Consider the following 19034-nt stretch of genomic DNA (forward strand, 5'->3'; position numbering starts at 1 on the left):
GCCGGGACGTCCGCTCTGGCTCCCGCTCCAGACCTCAGAACAGCGGCGACCGGTCTGACCCTGAAACCGGACGGGCGTGGCGCAGGAACCGCAGGCCCGGAGATGACCCGTTGCGGACGGAGTGTCAGTTGTCCGCCTGCGCTGCTTTCAGCTCACAGTCTGAGGGATCGGCCTGCCATTCCCTGACTAGTTGCTCGGCCTCGGTTATCTCAGCCACACTCATTTCGCTTTCGAGATCTCTGCGATGTCCTGTAGCGCTGGAGTAACCACGATTAACAGCAAATGTGTACCAGAGATATGCTTTGACGAGATCTTTCTCTACCGGGTGCCAGCCATAACGGAAGTGAAAAGCCACGTATGAGCTTGCATAACCACGCCCTTCAACTGCCTGCTGACATAGCGAGAACCAATGTTGGCGAATTGCCATTTCTCGTTCGTGCGGACTATCAGGTAGTTCGATCACTTCGGGAACTGGCCTCATCTTGGAAGACTTAACGGAATGGACCAATCCGTCTTCGTCGAACTCTATTTGAACCTTCCAATTGAAGGTCCCATGCTGGATTGGAAAAAACGCATAAGTCAGGACGTTTGTGGCTTCACCCCGATAGACGAATACGGTTCCGTCGGGGACTTCTTCCAGGGTATCCGGCTCGCCAAGCTCGGCTATCACCTCTTCTTTAGTGGTAATGCCTTCTTCGATAAAGTCGATCCGATAGATTGCGTCCCCGGCATCCCAGACGGGCGGCAAGGGGAAGCACCCAGACAAGAGCAATGTAAATGCCAGCACGCCGACACGTACCACTTCGGCCAACTCCTGGATTGGGCTGGTTTGAGGAGCAGTTAGGAACCAAGGAAGGGGCGTTGTCGATGATGTGGCTCAAGGTCCACTTCTGGTATTGGCTGCACTTTGCCGTGGCTGCATCGGCGCCGGTATGTCCGCCTTGCTCCCAGCTCCGGACCTCTGGGCTCGAGAGGACCGCTCTGCCCCCATATCCGGACTTGCGTGCAATCTGAGCCCCAGGACCGGGGCTGACCCGAAGCAGAGGTCTACAGGTCAATCTCGGCACAAGACATTCTAGCCACCCGAATCGACGGATAGACAACAACCCGTAGCCCCATAACGAAAACTGGGCACCACCGCCGGCCCTCCGATGAACCTTAGGGCTGCGGTTTCACCGTTTCTGGCATTACGGTCGAAACACTACGAACCGCATCCGTGATTCGGTGGTGAAATTGTCGCGGTTTTGTAGTAGAATATATATCTAAGGGATGCTGGAAAACTCCCGCTCACAAAATTTATGATTACTGGTCGCTGCGCGCCTCGCGGATCTAGGCGAGCCCGGCAGCATTTTGAAGCATAGAGTTCATCGAGAATCAGGTCGACTTCGGGCGAGCGGCGAAAGCACAGCTTTTCAAACCGAGGGAGGCCACGATGAGAAGCCTCATGCGCGGGCCGCGTTTGTTCGCGGTTCTTTTGCTGACCTTTACATCGCAGGGCGCCGCGGCGGTCGACTTCAAGTGCTCCATGACGCCGCTGGTAGGACCTGCGGAAGCCTTTCCCTGCCGGACCATTGCGGATAGCGCCACGGACGTGCCACCGGACGAAGACGAGGCCTTCACGCATTTCTTCCCGCCGCCGCTCGACGGCCACAACGTGGGCGTTCGCGCCAGAAGCGCCTCGACCTTCGGCGTCTACAAAAGCCTCGACGGTGATCTCTCCCGGGTGGCCGATATCACGTTCCCCGTCCCCAACACCGACCCGGTGCGGTTCTTCGAGAACTTCTCCCGGCGCATTTCGATCTCCGACGACACCGTCGCCTTTATCGGCGGCCCGGGAGTGGCTCAGTTCGGTGTCTACACGGGCAACAGCGCCGGCCTCGAGGTGGTCGCCGATGCTTTCACGCCGATCCCCTCCGGTTTCGGCACGTTTATCGGTTTCGAGTCCGCCCCATCGCTCCATGACGGCATGACCGCCTTCATCGGCCAGAACGTCGACGAGACCGTGAAGCCGTTCGGCCAGATCGGCGTCTACAAGAGCAACACTGACGGCACGCTGGTGGCCCTGGCCAACGAGGAGACGCTCATGCCGAGCACCGATCCGGACTGTGACGGGACTATCGCCTTCGGCTGCCCCGGCACGTTCTGCCAAGCGACCGTCGCGTTCCGCGATCCCTCGATCGAGGGCGACAAGGTGGCCTTCGTGGGCGCGGGCGGCGACATGGGCCTGATCGAGCTGGGCGGGATCTACCTCTGGATGGACGGCGAGCTCGGCGTCGTGGTCGATACGAAAGTTTCACCAAAGGGTGGCGGCCCGCCCTTTGCAGGCTTTTCCAGCCCGTCACTGGACGGCCAGAACCTCGCGTTTTTCGGTGTCGCCGGTCGGCTTGGGGGGATCTACACCGCGGTCCACCAAGCGATGGGCGTGTACGAGATAGCCCTCGTCGCCGGCACCGAGACCCCGATCCCGGAGGGCGTGGGTGATTTCCGTAATGTGTCGAATCCCTCCATGGACGAAGGCGCCGTCGCCTTCTTCGGCCGGGCCGTCTCGCAGCAAGGCATCTACACGAACCGTTTCGGGTCGCTCAGCAAGGTGATCGACCTGAACGACACGATCAACGGCATAGCCATCGAGGGCCTCCAATTCTCGGTCGAAGGACTGAGCGGCGACAAGCTCGCCTTTGCAGCCGACCTCGAGGATGGCTCAGCCGGCGTGTTCGTTCTCTCCTTGGCGGAGAACGCACCGCCCGTCGCCGATGCCGGAGTGGACCAGACGGCGGAATGCACGAGCCCGGCCGGCGCCCTGGTGACGCTAGACGGCTCGGAGTCCAAGGACCCGGACGGCGACGCGCTGAGCTATAAATGGCGCAACGGCTTCGGAAAGGCATATGGCGTCAGCCCGACGGTGCAACTGCCGATCGGTGTTCACCCGATCACTCTCGTCGTCAATGATGGGGAGCTCGATTCGGAGCCAGACCAGGTTTTGGTCACGGTTGCGGACACGACGCCGCCGGGGATCGTCGCCAGCCTGACCACCGTCAGTGGCGAACGGCTGCGCGTCGGTTTCGCCGTCAGCGACCTCTGCGACCCGGAGCCCCTGGTGACGGCGGTGCTGAAGGTGCCGGGAGTCACCGACATCCCGGTCCTGAACGGCCAGATCATCGAGTTCGAGGTCGACGACGAGTCCGAGGTGGAGTCGGAGGACGGCGTCCTCGAGATCGAGGCAGCGAACCTCACCCTGCGCGTGACCGCGACGGATGCCAGCGGCAACGCCGCTGCGGTCGCCGTGCAGCCGGGAGGCGGAGCCTAGATGTGAGCCTGCAACACCTTTCCCAATCGGCCCGGCCAGAGCAGGTAGGCCGGGTCATGGGAGTCGCCGCGAAGGAGGCCTTAAGCGAAGCTGCAGGGTTGTTTCCAGCGGGCCATCCGTCTGCCGTCTACACTTCCCAGAGCAGACCGGCCAAGATCGGGAAGTCGTTCTGCTTTGCCCCTGAAGCCCGACGTAATTGCCTCCGTTCAGCCAGGGATAGTTCTGACCCAAACTCACCTTGAAGGAGAGGAACTCTGAGCCGTGGAAAGGGGATGTGTGATCCAAACGAGTAGTCAACTCTCCGTGTCGTAGGATATAATCCAGGATTTGACGTAAAAGTGAGGTGCGAAAGGCAGCCTGCGCTTGATCATTCGAACCGTCACACTGGTAATCATGTTGTTCGGCATCGTATGGCCAGGTGGTACTTTGGCGCCTGAGGAGCTCCTATGTCCGGCGCGGGACGAACTGAATCAACCGTCTGGTTCATCTTCTGTCGCTTCGCAGGCGCAAGAAGACTGGATGGAAGCGCAAATGAAGACAATGTTAGGAGAACGCTCTGAGCCCGGGCGCACAGGCTGCGAACACGAAAGAGCCGTTGCTGTTTTGATTGAAAATCTGGTATCCCCCTCCGGGTCAATTGATATACAAGTTACAAATTCCCTCATCGATATCGGCGGCCCACAGATTTCAGATGCGACACCCAAGTATGTTGACGCTTTGAATAGGCCAGATCAACCCGCTTCGGGTCACACAACACCGTTGGTACTGATTTATAATCACCAAGTCGCTATTCGCGCGTTAGGAAGTTTCGGCGATGCATCGGCTATTCCTGCCGTTGAAGAATATCTTGTAAGACTACCAGTGGGTGAGTACCAAGAGACTCCATGGAGCCGAGTAGATAAGGTTGCTGGCGCGCTCGCAGCTATTGTTTCGCGAAATTTCAATCAACAAGAGGGCGGGCACCAGCTAGTTATTCGGTATCTAAGTCATGAAAATCCCAAACTGAGATTGGTCGGTTACCAGGTCCTCAGCGCCATGTCGCCTGAACAACGACTTCTCTATCGCAAAAATATGTCCTCTGAAAAATGGATTCGCCAACTCACAAGAGATCTCGAGTCAACGATCATAGAGTTGCGCGTTTTCGCAAGTAGGGAACTGGGAGCTTTGGGGGCAGACGCTAGGGAAGCTGTTCCCAAACTAATCGATGCCTCTAAAGCACGGGTTGAACAAAAAAGTATCGGCTTTCAGAGATCATTTTCCGGTACCCTAGGAACCCAAGGATATCATTACACACGTGACATCAATCAGCGTGGTAGAGATGCGGCTATTCGCGCCTTAGCAGCTATTCGCGAACCCTATGGTTTGATCGAATTATTCTGGTTGGCGGAGCTTCGAAGTCTGAGCGTGACTAGCTTGAATATGATGAAGAGTATAGGTGAGAGAATTGCTCCGAAGGCTGTACCTATCATCGTTTCATCCTTGAAATTAGAGAAATATGATAAGGGCCTGGTCATAGATACACTAGAAGCTTTGGGAGAGGAGTCGAAGCGGGCGATCCCATACTTTGCCGAGAGGTTCTTATCGAGCGATCCAGGTTTTTCTCGTTATGAATTAGATGCGTTGGCTCGACTAGGTAAGTACGATCCTGGTGCAATCGCGGCTCTTTGGCGGGATACGTTAGAGTCGGATCGAATGAACTTCTCAAACCGCCCTCATAAAGAAGTACTAGAAAATGTAATAGAAACTGAACTTCGGGGGGAGATTGTTGAATATCTGATTAGAAAATTGGTGGAGAAATTAGAAATAGTGAATTTTTGGAAGACAACAAAGAACACTTTGAATTATTGGAAAGTATAGCTCCTGAGGAATACGAGCGTGTAAGACTCAAAATTATAGGCGTACAGCCATGGCACAAAATCATCTGGTGGTTTATTTTTGGTGCAGTTGTACCGAGTACACGAACGCCGAGTAGTGTTGCTTCCACATCGGGCATTGTCGACAAAAGCGCGTAGAAACGGATCCCAGAGCTGCTCTGCCGCAAAGTAAACAGCTCTTGACCACCGAAGCCCACATTTCAGGTTGAAGTCTGCTCGTGGCTATTTCCCGCCGTTAAAATCCTAGCGGCGGCACGTCAGGAGTTGCCTCAGGTTCGGACCTACGAGCATCGTACGACCGCTCTGCTCCCTGTTTTCAGACGCGTGGGGCAGGTAATGCCGTGATCGGCTTCGCTGCGACCAGGTCGACCTGACTTGCCTCACTGCGCGTCCTGACCGGTCGACAGTGCGTCGGTGACCCCGTCGCTTCGTCACGGCCGCGACGAGGGTAATGGTCGTTCCGCCTCACTCCACGGTCACGAAGTCGATGTCCGGCAGCGCGGCGTCGGCCTCGTCGGCTTCGATCGCCGCGGCGACCTTGCGCCAGGTCTTGATGTCCTGGTGCAGGCCGTCCGTTCCGAAGCTTTCCCGCGCGACCTTCTCGAGGTAGCCGCGGCCGGTCTCCAGCAGGCTCTCGAAGGTCGCCCGCGCCTGCTGGTCGCGCGCGATCTCGGTCACGGCGGAGAGGGTGTAGACCAGCGCCCGCTCCCAGTCGGTCATCGTGACCGCGCCGTCGCGGTCCAGCTGGCGCAGCCAGGCCCAGTCCCGCGCCGCGCGCTGCAGCAGCTCGGGGCGGTTGGTGGCGGGCTCCGCCAAGGCGGTCTCGTGGCACAGGCGGGCGCGGATATAGCGGAACGTGGGCTCGACGATTCCCGTGCTCTCGGCCCCTTCCACCGCGCGGTCGAGCGCGGCGAGGGCCACCTGGCGAATGTTCTGCATCTCCGTCGCCGTCGGCCGCCGCCGGAAGTAGGCGCCGTCCGGCTCGCGCGGGCGGAAATAGGCGGCGAAGGCCTCGACGTAGGCTTCCATGGCCGCCAGCATCCCCGGCGGCACGGTCTCGGCCACGTGGCTGTCGAGCGGCGTGACGGAGAGGCCCGCCCAGTCGATCGCGAAACCGGCCAGCGTCGCGTGCGGGCCGGGCAGCCGGTCGCCGACGGTGAACCAGATCTGGTCCGCCGGCGCCGCGCGGTCGGCGCTGGTCCGCGCGATGCTGGTCATCAGGCTATAGGCCTTGCAGATCGTCCGGCCGAAGCTGCGCCGTTCGCCGCCGGCCGCGTGGTCGTCATGGTCGGCGAGGATCTCGAGGGCCCGGCGGGTCCCCAGCGCGCCCTGGTCGACCGCCTGATCGAGCTTGGCCCCCGCCGTGGCGAAGCGGGCGCGGGTCTCCATCCACTTGCCGACCGTCTTGGTGAAGTGCGCGTCGTCGAAGAACTTGTTTCTTTCCCTCAGCGCGTCGGACAGGAAGTGATTGGTCTGGATCATGCGCTCCGCTTCGGGCGCGGCTTCGACCTTCTGGCTCTGCGCGCCCCTGTCGTCCTCGCTGCCGTTCATCTCGATCCTGAGCGCCTTACCCGAAGGAGCGTGGCTGACCAGAATGGTCCAGGAGGCGAAGTGCTTGCGCCCGCGGGCGATATCGACCGCCTCGTCCAGCGTGCGCGCCTCGCGCAGGATGCGCTGCTGGACGTAGGGCGCCAGGTCGAAGTCGCCGCTGCCGTCGCCCACGGTGAAGTTCACGGTCGACATCTGGTGCAGCGAGGCGGCGATGCCGGCTTCGTTCAGCCCGCTGATGCCGCCCGAGTAGACCAGACCGGCGGTGCCCACGGCCGCGTAGCGCTGCCAGGCGGGGTTCTCCGGAGTCTCGTCGATCAGACCCAGGACCGGATAGTCGTTCCAGGCGAAATAACCGCCGTCGAAGTTCCGCGCGTGCAGGCCCAAGCCGTCCTCGGTCAGGCCGGGCGCCGCCCAGAATCCGGTGCAGCCCATGCCGGCGGGCTGCAGCCTGCCCGCGCTGGGCGCGCCGTCGAGCCACTCCGCGAGGGGGACGTCGTCGTGCACGTTGCCTTCCCCCGAATCCGCGTAGCGGCGGCCCCAGCGGTTCAGGACCCAGGCGTTGGTGACGTAGTTCCGCCAATAGCCGTAGAGGACGCTGAGCCGGCGGTGCTTGCGGAGGTGGGTGAAGCCGCTCGCGATGTTGCCAGCGTCGATCGACACGCAGGCGTGTTCCACCGCGTCCCGGTCGAAGATCGAGTTCGGCCGGCTGGCAAAGCAGCCGCGCTCCAGCGCCTCGACGCCGCGGCGGAACTCGTCGCTCGTGGAACGCAGCAGGTCGCGGCAGACCCGGTTGAAGAAGGCGCCCTGGATCTTGTCGGCGAGTCCGGCCTTCAGGCCGGGATCGGCGTCCACGTCGTGGGCGATGGTCGCCAGGATCTCCGGAAAGACCCCGTCCTCGATCTCTGACGCCAGCAGCCGGCCGTGGTCATAGCAGATATCGGGGAAACGGCCCTTCTGAGCGAGCAGGAAGAACGGCTTGCCGGCGCATTCCCAGACCTGGAGCCGGCTGTCGGCGCGGCAGTCGGCCGGGGTCGGGCGATCTTCGACATGGCGAAAAGACATGGGCGGCCTCCTCCGCGAAAGGGCTTCGAGAGACAAGAGAACGACGCAGTAGGCGTCCCTTTATCATCCACCGACTCCGGAGTCGGCAAAGTGCGAAGAGTCACAATTGGTAGCGACCCCAGCGGCGGATGGGCGTTTCCCTGCCTTCTCGGCCCCGTCGACGACGGCCAAACAGGATCGGAAAGGCGGCGCCAGTTGATCGGATTTCTCGAAGAGGAAAACGCCGGCTGGAAGTTTCGCCTCGGACACCCAAATCGGTATGGCGCCTGAGGACGTATTAAGAGTTGCAGTCCCGCAACCGCAGGAAGCCCGAATGACCCGTCTGACCGTGAACGGTTCGCCCGTCGAGATCGACGCGCCGGCCGAGACGCCACTCCTTATCGCCTTGCGCGAGCATCTGGGCCTGACCGGATCGAAGTATGGCTGCGGGGCGGCCATGTGCGGGTCCTGCACCGTCCACGTCGACGGCGCCGCGACCTACGCCTGCATCACGGCCCTGGGCGATGTCGAGGGCGCCAAGATCACGACCATCGAGGGCCTGTCGGAGGACGGCGACCATCCGGTACAACGCGCCTGGATCGCCGAGCAGGTCCCGCAGTGCGGCTACTGCCAATCGGGTCAGATCATGCGCGCCGCCGCCTTGCTGGAAGAGAACCCGAGCCCGAACCGTGACGAGATCGTCGAGGCCATGAGCAGCAATCTTTGCCGTTGCGGCACCTATGTCCGCATTGTCCGCGCCGTCGAGCGCGCGGCGCGGGAAGCGTGAAGGAGGCTCGGGTGACCACTGACGCCACGCTCGCCGTCACTCGGCGGGGCTTCCTGGCCGGCGCCGCCGGCTTCGCTTTCACCGTTGGCACCGGGGGGCTGAGCCGGGTCGCGGCGGCCGGCGATCCGCTCGAGGGCGCCGGACAGCAGCCGAACATTTGGGTCAAGATCGGCGCGGACGATCTGATCCGCATCGTGTATCCGGCCACGGACCTGGGGCAGGGCTCCTCGACCGCGTTGCCGCTGATCCTGACCGAGGAGCTCGACGCCGATTGGGCGCAGGTCCGGGTCGAGCAGCTCAACGTCGACGATCGCCGTTACGGCAACCCCAAGTTCGGCATGGTGCTCTACACGGCCGGCAGCAGCGCCGTGCAGGGCTACTACATGCCGCTGCGCCTGGCCGGCGCTCAGGCCCGCCTGACCCTGATCCGGGCGGCCGCCGCGCATTGGTCGGCGCCGGAAGCGCGGCTGCGGACCGAGCCCAGCGCCGTGGTCGATCCGGAGACCGGGCGGCGACTCAGCTACGGCGAGATCGCGGCCCTGCCCGAGATGGCCGCGGTGCCGATCCCGGAGGCCTCCGAGGCTGTCCTGAAGGCGCCGTCGGAGTTCCGCCTGATCGGCGCCGACCTGCCGCGCCTCGACATTCCCGCGAAGAGCCGTGGCGCCTTTGACTACGGCGCGGACGTTCGCGTGCCGGACATGCTCTACGCCACGGTCGTCCGCGCGCCGGTCGAGGGCGAGACGCCGCTGTCGATCGACGACGGCGGCGCCCTGGCCGTTCCGCGGGTCCTGCGCACCGTGACGCTGCCGGACGGCGTCGCCGTCGTCGCGGAGACTCAGGAGGCGGCGCTGTTCGGCAAGTCCGCCCTGTCGATCGAGTGGAGCGAGAGCGCGCCGGCCCGCGCCTTCAACAGCGACCGGGATCTCGCCGACTATGCGGCGACGGCCGGCGACCTCGCCAAGGACGGCGCCGTGTGGCGCGAGACGGGCGACGTCAAGGCCGCCCTCGACGCGGCGTCCCGTACGGTCGAGCACACCTACCTGTCCGACTACGCCTATCACGCCCAGTTCGAGCCCATGGGCGCGGTCGCCGCGGTGACCGAGGGCGGAGGTCGCGCCGAGGTCTGGATCGCGAGCCAGACCCAGAGCTGGTCTCTCCGCACCGTGACCGAGACGCTGGGCATCTCCGCCGACCAGGTCACGCTGCACATGATGCCTATGGGCGGCAGCTTCGGCCGCCGCACGGAGCTGATGCAGCCCTACTTGCGCGACGCGCTCTTGGCGTCCAAGGCGGTCGGGCGGCCCGTCAAGGTGCTGTGGACCCGGGAGGACGACGTCAAGTTCGGCGCGTTCCGGCCGGCGGCAGCCCAGAAGATGGTCGCCGGGCTCACCGCCGAGGGCGCTCTGTCGGGCTGGCGGCACCGCGTGGCCGCGCCCTCGGTGATCGCCTACTTCAACCCGGTCCGTTGGGGCCAGGTCGAGCCGCAGGACATCATCACCATGCGCGGCGCGGAGAATAAGTTCTACGACCTCGGCGCCATGCGGGCGGAGCATCTGATCACCGAGCGGCGCGCCCGCCTGGCCCCCTGGCGCGGGATCGGCGCGGCCTACACCAGCTTCGCCGCCGAGGCCTTCATGGACGAGCTCGCGGAGGAGGCGGGCGCCGACCCGGTGGCCTTCCGCATGGCCCTGCTCGAGCACAACCCGCGCGGCCGCTGGCTGATCGAACGGGTGCTCGAGATGTCCGGGTGGGGACAGCCCAGGTCGGACACGGCGCTCGGGCTGGCCTTCGCCGGCTACGGCGACTCCATGGCCGCCGGCGTCGCCGAGATCAGCCTCGACCGCGAGAACGGCGGCATCGCCGTGAAGCGCTTCTGGACGACCGTGGACGCGGGGCTGATCGTCTCGCCGGACAACGCCTTGGCCCAGGTCGAAGGTGGCGTCGTGCATGGCGTGAGCAGCGCCCTGAAGGAGCGAATCACGATCGCGGACGGCGAGGTCGAGCAGAGCAACTTCTTCGACTACGAGATCTTGCGCATCGACGAGACGCCGGAGATCGAGGTCGATTTCGCGAAGGTCGACGCGCCGCCGACCAGCATCGGCGAGGTCAGCACCCCCGTCGTCGCGCCGGCGATCGCCAACGCCTTCTACGCCCTGACCGGCCGCCGACTGCGCCACATGCCCTTCACGCCGGACCGCGTGCTCGAAGCGATCGCCTGAGGCAATCCCTTCAATCGCGATCTGCTCTGGTCGGGACCTCGGGCTCCCGAGGGCAATCCCTTTGTGCTCGGCCGGCTTCGCGCGCGGCGAGACGAGCGTCGTCTCGCGGCAATGCCGGTGATGGATGGCCGCGTTTTTTTGACGGCTTCCGCTGTGCCCCTGCTTCCGGAACTAAATGTCGGCCGCTGCGGACGGGAGAGAATGACCCTACTCGGACATTGACTGCCCCTACTCGTCGACACGAACTCGGGGTCGATGATCCCCCTCTGCGAATCTCCGCTTCCGCCAGGTTAAAATCGCTGGGCTAGATCCGTGCCCGACGCTTTTGGGGCCATCGCTTGTTGCGGGTGTACCGCCCGCTTACGAACACCAAGGTGCTGTTCGTTGCATTTATGGCTCTGAGGCTTCGAGTAGGACCGGTGGGTCACGGCTCTGCGGTTGATATGTCATCAGCGACCAAACCAGCTTTGCCAAGGCCTTCGCTTAGATGGTCAACTGGTTCTTGATCTTTGAACGGCATATAGGTTGCCAAAAAAGAAGCCCAGTCTGCCGCATTCATCCGGCCTCTCTTGCTGAGGTCCCAAAATTCCGCCGCTGCCGCCGATGCCTCCTCCTGCCGCCCGAGTTGGGCATAGGACGCGGCCAGGCCAGCGCAAGCATCCTCACCCATGTTGGTCATCCGAGTGAAATTCTCGATGGCGTGTTCGTACCGTCCAGCTAGGTATTCTGTGAAGCCGAGTGTTACGAGACAGCTGTCCGGCAGGAGCGGATTGCGACGGATAGCCTCATGACCGTGGTCAAGGCTCAACTCCAAATCTCCCGCGCAGGCGCAAAACCAGCTGCCGAAACAATAGTTCCAGTAGTAATTAGGATTCCGCTCAATCGCTGCCGCAAGCTGGGACCGGGAGCGCTCCCAGTCCCGATTTACCTTCCACTGGGCGGCCGCTAGTATCAGATGCGCATAGCTATCTTTATCGTCAAGTTCCACCGCCTTGCAGGCAAACGCTAGACTTTGTTCGCCGGCCACTTTCGGCGTATCCGACCACGCTCGTTCAAATTCCGTTAAGTAGGTGGCGGCAAGCCCGGCGTAAGCTGACGCACATCTCTCGTCTATCTCGATGGCCCTCTCGAACATCTTACGAGCTTGGAGGATTTCTTCGTCGTTGTGGCCTTTCCCCCACTCGCCATAGAAGTGTCGACCACGCAAGACACATTCGTATGCAGACAGATTTGACGTCGCTTTGCCTAGTGACCGCGCTTGGTCAGCCCGCTCGATGCTTCCCGCCAGCGTCACTACGATTCTCTGCGCGACGTCGTCCTGTACTTCAAAAATGTCGTCAAGGACGCGGTCGTAGCGCTCGGACCAGAGTTGATGACCCGTCCATCCCTCAACGAGGTTAGCTGTGATCCGCACTCTATCGCCGCCCCTGCGCACACTTCCCTCTAGGATGTACTGGACGCCGAGCTTCTTCGCCGCCTCGCTTATCTCCAACGATTGACTGCCAACAAGGAAGGACGATCCTTTAGCGGCCACAACAATCTCACGAAATCGGCCGAGGCCAGTCATAATCTCTTCGGTGATTCCTTCCACGAAGTAATTGTCGTCAGCATCGCCAGCCAAATTCATAAATGGCAGCACAGCGATTGAGGGCTTGTCTGGGAGTTCATGTGTGGGAGTCTTTGCCGCTGTTACTTTTGACTCGTCTTCTGAGCCCAGCGTTACCTTATAGGCTCTTACTGACTCTTCGATGTTCTTGACCTGCTGCTGACCCATATCTTCTAAGTTTAGGTTGAGCTTCTTTCCGACAGCTGTCCGAACGGCATCGGAAATGCAGATACCGCACGGCTCGGCCAGCCCTTCCAGGCGCGCTGCCACATTCACTCCATCGCCGTAGATATCGCTGCCCTCGACGATGACATCACCAAGGTTGATGCCAATTCGCAGTGCGACCTGGCGTTCCAGTGGTATCGCCTTGTTGCGTTCCAGCATGCCGGTCTGGATCGCAACGGCGCATTCGACGGCTTTCACGACGCTGCCGAACTCGGCGAGCAGGCCGTCACCCAATAGTTTGACAATGCGGCCCTTACCCTTGGCGATCTCCGGCGCCACCAAACCCTTGCGCAGCGCTTTGAGTGTCTCCAGGGTGCCTGCCTCGTCCTCGCCCATGAGGCGCGAGTAACCCACCACGTCTGCAGCGAGTATGGCCGCGAGGCGGCGCTCCATTGCCGATCCTCCCTCGGCGCTGAGATTAACCAACTGCCCTGGAAAAATCTATGCGTGGAGCAAGTTCCCAGATGTCGCCTAGTGGCTAAACCTTGCCGTGCCCGCAACGGCGGCGGCATGTCCGCTTTGGCCCGAGCTCAGGACCTCTAGGCTCGAGAGGGCCGCTCTGGCCCTATAACCGGACGTGAGCGGGATCGCAGCCCCAAGAGCGGAGATGACCCACACCCGACCTTAGACCGCTATGAGACGATCCGGCGGGAAGCGGCCATCATCGCGAAATCCTCAAGGCCGAGAGGTCGTCGGCGATCTCCTCGAACGCCTCGTTCAAGGCGTCGCCGTCGGGCGCGAAGTGGTAGTAGGGCGCCTTGGGCTTGGAGGCGACCTGCTTCAGGAGGGTCTGCAGCGGCCCGTTGCTGAAGTAGAACTGGATCACGTAGATCTTGATGCCGCTGTCCTTGATGCTCTCGGCGACCGCCAGCAGGCGGTCGTTCATGCCGTTGGCGCCGGCGGCGGCGCCGGTGCCGAAGGCGGCGTCGTAGCCGTCATTGGTGCCGCCGTACTGCTCGCCGTCGGTCAGCAGGACGATGGCGCGCTCGTGGAGGCCCGTGGGGAAGGGATCGGCGTCGGCGAAGGGCTCGCCCGGCGAGACCACGCGCCAGGCCCAGGCCAGGCCCTGGGCGATGTTGGTGACGCCTCGTGGGCTGGTCAGGGCGTTGATCGCGTTCTCGATCGCCGTCCGCTGGTCGGTCAGGCGCGTGATGCCGTGGGTGAGGCAATCCGTGTATTCGGGACAGCCGTCATCGCACTCTTCCCCGGGGTCGGCAGGGTCTACCCAGTTGGCCTGCCAGCCCAGCCAGTCGGTGCCGTCAGTCGTGGTGAGCGGCCCGAGCAGGTGGTCGGCGACGCCGACCGTGCCGTCGCCGTCGTCCTCGTCAAAGCCGCTCCGGTAGCGCGCGAAGACGCAGCCGTTCCAAGTGTTGTCCGGGTTGTTCAGCAGGGGAACTGGCGTGTTGTTCGGATAGTAGAGCGTGGTCTGGGACTCGTCCTCCCAGGGGTTGGTGAAGCTTGACACCGTGGAAGGCGAAGTGCCGGTGAAGCTGGTGCCGTCCTGCCAGATGTTGACCGCGCCGTTCCAGGGCACCAGGCCGATGGTCAGCAGGTCCGAGCCCGTCTTGTTGCCATAGAGCACGTCAACCAGGGTGAGCGCCGCGGTCCGCGCGGCGATGATGCGCGTGCTGCCCGAGCCGTCGGAGTTGCTCATCGAGCCCGACATGTCCATGGACAGGACCACGTCCATGCTGACGGTCTCGCGGGTGACCTGGGTGCCCGTGCCGACCTGCACGGACTCCTTGCCGAAAAGGCGCATGAAGGTGGTGCCCATGTTGGCGGACGCGCTGACGTCGATCGTACCGGCGACTTGGTCGACGTCGGCCGCGGTCAGGGTCACGGTGGCGCCCATGTAGCCGGGCGGGAAGTTGGCGTCGAAATACTTGCGGATCTCGTCGTCGATCTTGGTTTCGTCCTTGACGTGGGCGGCGGCGAGCATAGCGGCGTCGAGGGCGTCGCCCATCCGGGCCTTGACCAGGTAGCCGCGCCCCGAGTCGATCGTGAGGCCGATGATGCCAACGATCGGTATGGTCAGAACGGCCAGGAGGGGCAGCGACGCCCCGCGTTCGCCCACCAGGAAACGACGGCAAAGGGCCTTCAGTTGGCCTCTCGAAGCCACGACATCCAGGGACCACCCCATAGTCAGCCTCCCAAACATAGTAAAAATAAGACGTGTATACGTCACTAAAGCTTTGTGAATTTTATGTATATTAACTTAACCAATTATAAATAATCAGCGTTTATTTTGATAATACTTAAATAAAATGCAGTAATTGTTTTAAACTGACTGTAAGACGGGGACTTTTATTATTAATGCCTGAACCTGCGATTCATTGCCGCTGTGAATCAGGGCACCGGCCCGGCGATTGTGCCTGGGGAGGACTTCAGTGGAGAAGCAGACAGGTTCCGGAGCGGCCGCCGATGGGTACGGAGAAAGACCGCCCTTGCTTGACGAAGGATTGAGGCGCTTGCCGCTATGGCGTGCAGGGCAAACTAGCCTTTGGCCTTTGCGGGGGGAACGTCCGGATCTGGCTACATCCGGACCTATCGAGACACTTACCCGCAAGTCCGATCTAGCCTCCAGACCGGCCCTCCAACCCGTCGGAACCGCCCGGCTGCCCGCCGAACCGGCCTGTCGCCCGCGCGTCGTTGTTTGACTTAGATCACCGCAGTCTCCGGCCGGTGGCGGCAAGAATTCCAGAACGACGTGTTTTGTGGCTGGAACGAGATGACCCGTCTCGCCATCGCAGCAAGTTCGCAGATCGCAGCGGACGCAGGCGCCGAGATCGCAAGGGGCGGCGGCAACGCTGTCGATGCGGCGATCGCCGCGAGCCTGGTTCAGCTGGTGACGGAGCCGGGCGTCGTCTCGCTCGGGGGCGGCGCACTTGTCGTCATCTGGCCGCCGGGCGAGCCTCCGATCATGATCGATGCGACGTCGGAGATGCCGGGCCGGGATGCGCCGGTCGAGCGCATCGGCCGCGGCGGGTTGGACGTCATGCTGGCCTACGGTGGCGGCACGCCGACGACGGTCGGGTACCCCTCGGTCGCCACGCCCGGCGCGCTCGCCGGCTACGCCTCGGCCGCCCAGCGCTACGGCAGCATTCCCTGGAAGGCGCTCGTGGAACCCGCCTACGTCCACGCAAAAGACGGGTTTCCCCTTTCCGCTGCGTCCCAACGCTACATCGAGCATACGCACACAGGCATATTTGGCTGGAATCCCCCCGCTTTGCGCCCGCTGCAGGACGAGCACGGCGTGGTGAAACGTGTCGGGGACACGATCCACATCGACGGCCTCAGCGACAGCCTCGCGGCTATCGCGGAGGAAGGCGTGGAGGCCTTCTATCGGGGCGATATCGCGCGTTCGATCGCCCGCGACATGGAAGCCAACGACGGCCTCTTGGGCCTGGCGGACCTCGAGGCCTACCGTCCCCACGTCGTGCCGGCTCTCGAGGTAACGATGGATGACTGGCATCTGGCGACCGCTGCCGCGCCGAGCGTCGGGGGCGCCGTCTTGGCGGGCATGCTGTTGCTGGTGCGCGGCTTCGAACACAGCGCCTGGACGGCGCAGATGGCGGCTCGTTTGATCGACGTGCAGACCCGGGTGATGCAGTATCGCAGGCGCCGTTTGGACAAGAGCGACGCGCTCGGGCGCGACGTGGAGCGCCTGTTGAGCCTTGCGAACAGGAATCCCTCGGCGCTGGCCTCGCCGTCCACGGTGCATACCTCCGCGGTGGACGGGGATGGGCTGGCCTGCGCCATAACCGCCTCGGCCGGCTACGGTTCCGGTGTCATGCCGGCGGGAACGGGCATCTGGATGAACAACACCCTGGGCGAGGTCGAGCTCAACAAGCGAGGGTTCCACGCGCTCAGACCCGGTACACGCATCCCCTCCAACATGGCGCCGACCACCGGCCGCAGCCCCGACGGCGCCGTGCTGTCCATCGGATCGCCGGGCGCGGACCGCATCACCACGGCGATCCTGCAGACGGTGACGAATTTCATACATCTCGACATGCCGCTTCAGGAGGCGGTCAATCACCCCCGCCTGCATGTCGAGTGGCCGCAAGGGGGGGAGCGCTGCGTCGCCTACGAGCCGGGTATGCCGGTCGACGACCTGGAGATACCGCGCCGCCGCTTCGAAGGGCTGGACATGTACTTCGGCGGCGTCAGCGCCGTGTGCTTCGCACCGCCCGACCGCTTCGAAATGGCGGCGGACATCCGCCGAACAGGGGGTACGGCGCTCAGCCGCTAGAGCGGATCGTGATTGAATGGACTCGCCCGGGGCGATCCATTCAATCGCGTGAATCTGCTCTTAACGGCTGAATCAGAGTGGGGACCGAAGGCCTCAGACGGAGAGCGCCATCCCGTCACGACCCGGATCGGCGCCGCCCCGCCAGGTCTGGCCGGCGACCTCGACGCCATGAACGCCGGCGAAGGCATAGCTCAGGTAGCTGCGCTGGATGGCGTAGCCCGCCGCCTCGAGCTCGTCGGTCACGAAGCGCGGAATCCGATTGCTGACGTCGATGGTGCGGCTGCGTGTCACCGCGATGCGCGGCGCGATGACCGCATCCGACATCGCCATGCCGAAGTCAAGCACGTTCGAGATGGCCTGGGCGATGGCCTGGGGGATGTAGGTCGCGCCGGGTGCGCCGAGAACGATGCGCAGCGCGCCATCGGGATCGAACACGATGCTTGGCGACATCGAGCTGGTGTAGGACTTGCCCGGCGCGATCGAGGTCGCGTGGCCGGGCCGCGGATCGAAGATCCCCATGCAGCCGTTGAGGATGAAACCGGTGCCCGGCGCGATCACGCCGGAGGGCGCGCCCAGCGTGTGGGTCATCGACACGGCGTTGCCGTGCTCGTCCAGGGCGCAGACCTGTGACGTTTCCGGCGGTTCGTCCAGCGATTCCAGTCGCTGCAGCGTCGCCTGCTCGCCGCCCTCGATACGGCGCGCATACGCGGCTGCCCGCTCGGCGCTGATGAGAAGATCGAGGGGAACGTCGACGTGGTCCGGGTCGCCGACGTGCGCCCGCTTGTCCTGGTAGGCATAGGCGATGGCCTCGGCGACGATGCGCAGGTGCTCGGGCCCGCCGTGGCGCAGGCCGCGGAGGTCGAACTGCTCCAGGATCTTCAGGGTTTCCAGCACCTGCACGCCGGAGCCGCCGGGCTGGTTCGTGGCGATCCTGTGGCCGCGGTAGGTTCCCTCGAGCGCGGCCTGGTGAATGACACGGTAGCCGGCCAAGTCCTCCAGCGTGATCAAGCCACCCTGGGCGCGCATGTCGTCGACGATGCGTTTCCCGAGCTCGCCCCGATAGAGCGCGTCGGCGCCCGAGGCAGCGACCGCGCGCAGGGTGTCCGCGATATCCGGATTGCGGATGCGGGTGCCGGGCGGCTTCATGGTGCCGGGCACCCCGGGACGGTCGGCCGGGTCGAGATAGAGCGCGCGGCCCGTCTCAGTGAAGCCCAGAATCTCAGCGTTCGGCACGCGCCCCTGGGCCGCCTCGTCCTGGATCGCGTAGGCGTAGACGTGGGGGCGCACCATCCATCCCCGTTCCGCCTGATCGATCGCGGGCTCGCAGAGCTCGGCCCAGGGCAGGGCCCCGTGCGCCGAATGCATGGCCCAATAGCCGGCCAGATTGCCGGGGATCATCACCGCCTGGTGGCCGAGCGCGTTCTCGCGCCCGGCGAGCACGAAGCCGAACCCGTCGCCGGTCTCGCCGACGATCCGGTCCGCCCACATGTCCGGGGTCGCTGACGCCGGTGCGGCGCCGAGAAAGTTGAGGTTCTCAAGCAGCCCGTGCCCGGGGACGCGCACGATGGCGGTGCCGACGCCGCCGAGTCCGGTCATGAGTGGATCGACGACGCCCTGGGTCAGCGCGCAGGCAACGGCGGCATCCACGGCATTGCCGCCGCGCATAAGCATGAGCGCCCCGGCTTCGACCGCTTCCGGCTGGGCGGCGCACACGATGCCGTGAGTCATGGTCTGGAGAATCCCATTTGCGGTTGGGCGTGGCCGCCTCCCTGCACGGGATACTCGACACGCCCGAATAGGGTGTCAAGGCGCGGAAGGCCGTCGGTTTTTCCGACCCGGTGTGCCCTTGGTCGAAGGGTCACGGGATGACGAACAAATCTGGTGCCGTCATCAAGAACGTTCGGCGAATTAGGCATGTTATCTGAAGACAGACAGCAAGATTTCACCCTGACGTGCCCGCCACGGCAGTGGCACGTCCGCCTTGGCCCGAGATTCCGACCGCTGGGCTCGATAGGGCCGCTCTGGCCCCATAGACGGACGTGCGCGGGATCGCAATCCCGAGAGCGGAGGTTCCTGTCTCCGGCTGGTACCCATTCACTGCCCTTGGGCGGAAACGCTAACGCTTGCACAAATTGATCTGTACCCTTTGACGGAGCGCTGAATCGAGGAAGG

General features: G+C 63.3%; 10 protein-coding genes. 5 read left to right on the forward strand and 5 right to left on the reverse strand.

Annotation, left to right across the window (positions count from 1 at the left end):
* Positions 1 to 124 precede the first annotated feature (124 nt).
* Positions 125 to 802 carry a hypothetical protein gene (locus QNJ67_14035; protein ID MDJ0610091.1) on the reverse strand — a complete coding sequence of 226 codons (678 nt, stop codon included), beginning with the start codon at positions 800 to 802 and terminating at the stop codon, positions 125 to 127.
* Between the two features lie 642 nt (positions 803 to 1444).
* On the opposite strand from QNJ67_14035, the gene QNJ67_14040 reads away from it, so the two are divergent.
* On the forward strand, positions 1445 to 3307 hold the full coding sequence (locus tag QNJ67_14040; GenBank protein MDJ0610092.1) for a hypothetical protein: 1863 nt from the start codon (positions 1445 to 1447) through the stop codon (positions 3305 to 3307).
* Positions 3308 to 3670: 363 nt separating this feature from the next.
* On the forward strand, positions 3671 to 5164 hold the full coding sequence (locus QNJ67_14045; protein ID MDJ0610093.1) for a hypothetical protein: 1494 nt from the start codon (positions 3671 to 3673) through the stop codon (positions 5162 to 5164).
* A gap of 482 nt (positions 5165 to 5646) precedes the next feature.
* Here QNJ67_14045 and QNJ67_14050 read toward each other — a convergent pair whose 3' ends face one another.
* Positions 5647 to 7794 carry a C45 family autoproteolytic acyltransferase/hydrolase gene (locus QNJ67_14050; protein MDJ0610094.1) on the reverse strand — a complete coding sequence of 716 codons (2148 nt, stop codon included), beginning with the start codon at positions 7792 to 7794 and terminating at the stop codon, positions 5647 to 5649.
* Positions 7795 to 8107: 313 nt separating this feature from the next.
* Between QNJ67_14050 and QNJ67_14055 the strand changes: the two genes are divergently transcribed.
* Complete coding sequence (locus tag QNJ67_14055; GenBank protein MDJ0610095.1) at positions 8108 to 8560, forward strand: (2Fe-2S)-binding protein; 453 nt, start codon at positions 8108 to 8110, stop codon at positions 8558 to 8560.
* Between the two features lie 11 nt (positions 8561 to 8571).
* Positions 8572 to 10779 carry a molybdopterin-dependent oxidoreductase gene (locus tag QNJ67_14060; GenBank protein ID MDJ0610096.1) on the forward strand — a complete coding sequence of 736 codons (2208 nt, stop codon included), beginning with the start codon at positions 8572 to 8574 and terminating at the stop codon, positions 10777 to 10779.
* Positions 10780 to 11203: 424 nt separating this feature from the next.
* Here the strand turns inward: QNJ67_14060 and QNJ67_14065 are convergent, their stop codons facing one another.
* Both QNJ67_14065 and QNJ67_14070 read right to left on the reverse strand, forming a co-directional pair.
* Entirely contained in the window at positions 11204 to 13003 is a 1800-nt protein-coding gene (locus QNJ67_14065) for an adenylate/guanylate cyclase domain-containing protein (protein MDJ0610097.1), read from the reverse strand.
* A gap of 268 nt (positions 13004 to 13271) precedes the next feature.
* Positions 13272 to 14729: a VWA domain-containing protein gene (locus tag QNJ67_14070; protein MDJ0610098.1), complete on the reverse strand. Its 1458-nt coding sequence runs from the start codon at positions 14727 to 14729 to the stop codon at positions 13272 to 13274.
* A gap of 609 nt (positions 14730 to 15338) precedes the next feature.
* Here QNJ67_14070 and QNJ67_14075 point away from each other — a divergent pair.
* Complete coding sequence (locus QNJ67_14075) at positions 15339 to 16862, forward strand: gamma-glutamyltransferase (GenBank protein ID MDJ0610099.1); 1524 nt, start codon at positions 15339 to 15341, stop codon at positions 16860 to 16862.
* Positions 16863 to 16955: 93 nt separating this feature from the next.
* Here the strand turns inward: QNJ67_14075 and QNJ67_14080 are convergent, their stop codons facing one another.
* Positions 16956 to 18590 carry a gamma-glutamyltransferase family protein gene (locus QNJ67_14080; protein MDJ0610100.1) on the reverse strand — a complete coding sequence of 545 codons (1635 nt, stop codon included), beginning with the start codon at positions 18588 to 18590 and terminating at the stop codon, positions 16956 to 16958.
* Positions 18591 to 19034: the final 444 nt, after the last annotated feature.

Source organism: Kiloniellales bacterium, assembly GCA_030064845.1.
Taxonomy (GTDB): Bacteria; Pseudomonadota; Alphaproteobacteria; order Kiloniellales; family JAKSDN01; genus JASJEC01.

What these genes read in the sequence shown, in the direction of transcription:
- QNJ67_14040 (MDJ0610092.1), top strand. Translation starts at nt 1,445, where the DNA reads ATGCGCGGGCCGCGTTTGTTCGCGGTTCTTTTGCTGACCTTTACATCG.
- QNJ67_14050 (MDJ0610094.1), bottom strand. Translation starts at nt 7,794, where the DNA reads ATGTCTTTTCGCCATGTCGAAGATCGCCCGACCCCGGCCGACTGCCGC.
- QNJ67_14055 (MDJ0610095.1), top strand. Translation starts at nt 8,108, where the DNA reads ATGACCCGTCTGACCGTGAACGGTTCGCCCGTCGAGATCGACGCGCCG.
- QNJ67_14065 (MDJ0610097.1), bottom strand. Translation starts at nt 13,003, where the DNA reads ATGGAGCGCCGCCTCGCGGCCATACTCGCTGCAGACGTGGTGGGTTAC.
- QNJ67_14075 (MDJ0610099.1), top strand. Translation starts at nt 15,339, where the DNA reads ATGACCCGTCTCGCCATCGCAGCAAGTTCGCAGATCGCAGCGGACGCA.
- QNJ67_14080 (MDJ0610100.1), bottom strand. Translation starts at nt 18,590, where the DNA reads ATGACTCACGGCATCGTGTGCGCCGCCCAGCCGGAAGCGGTCGAAGCC.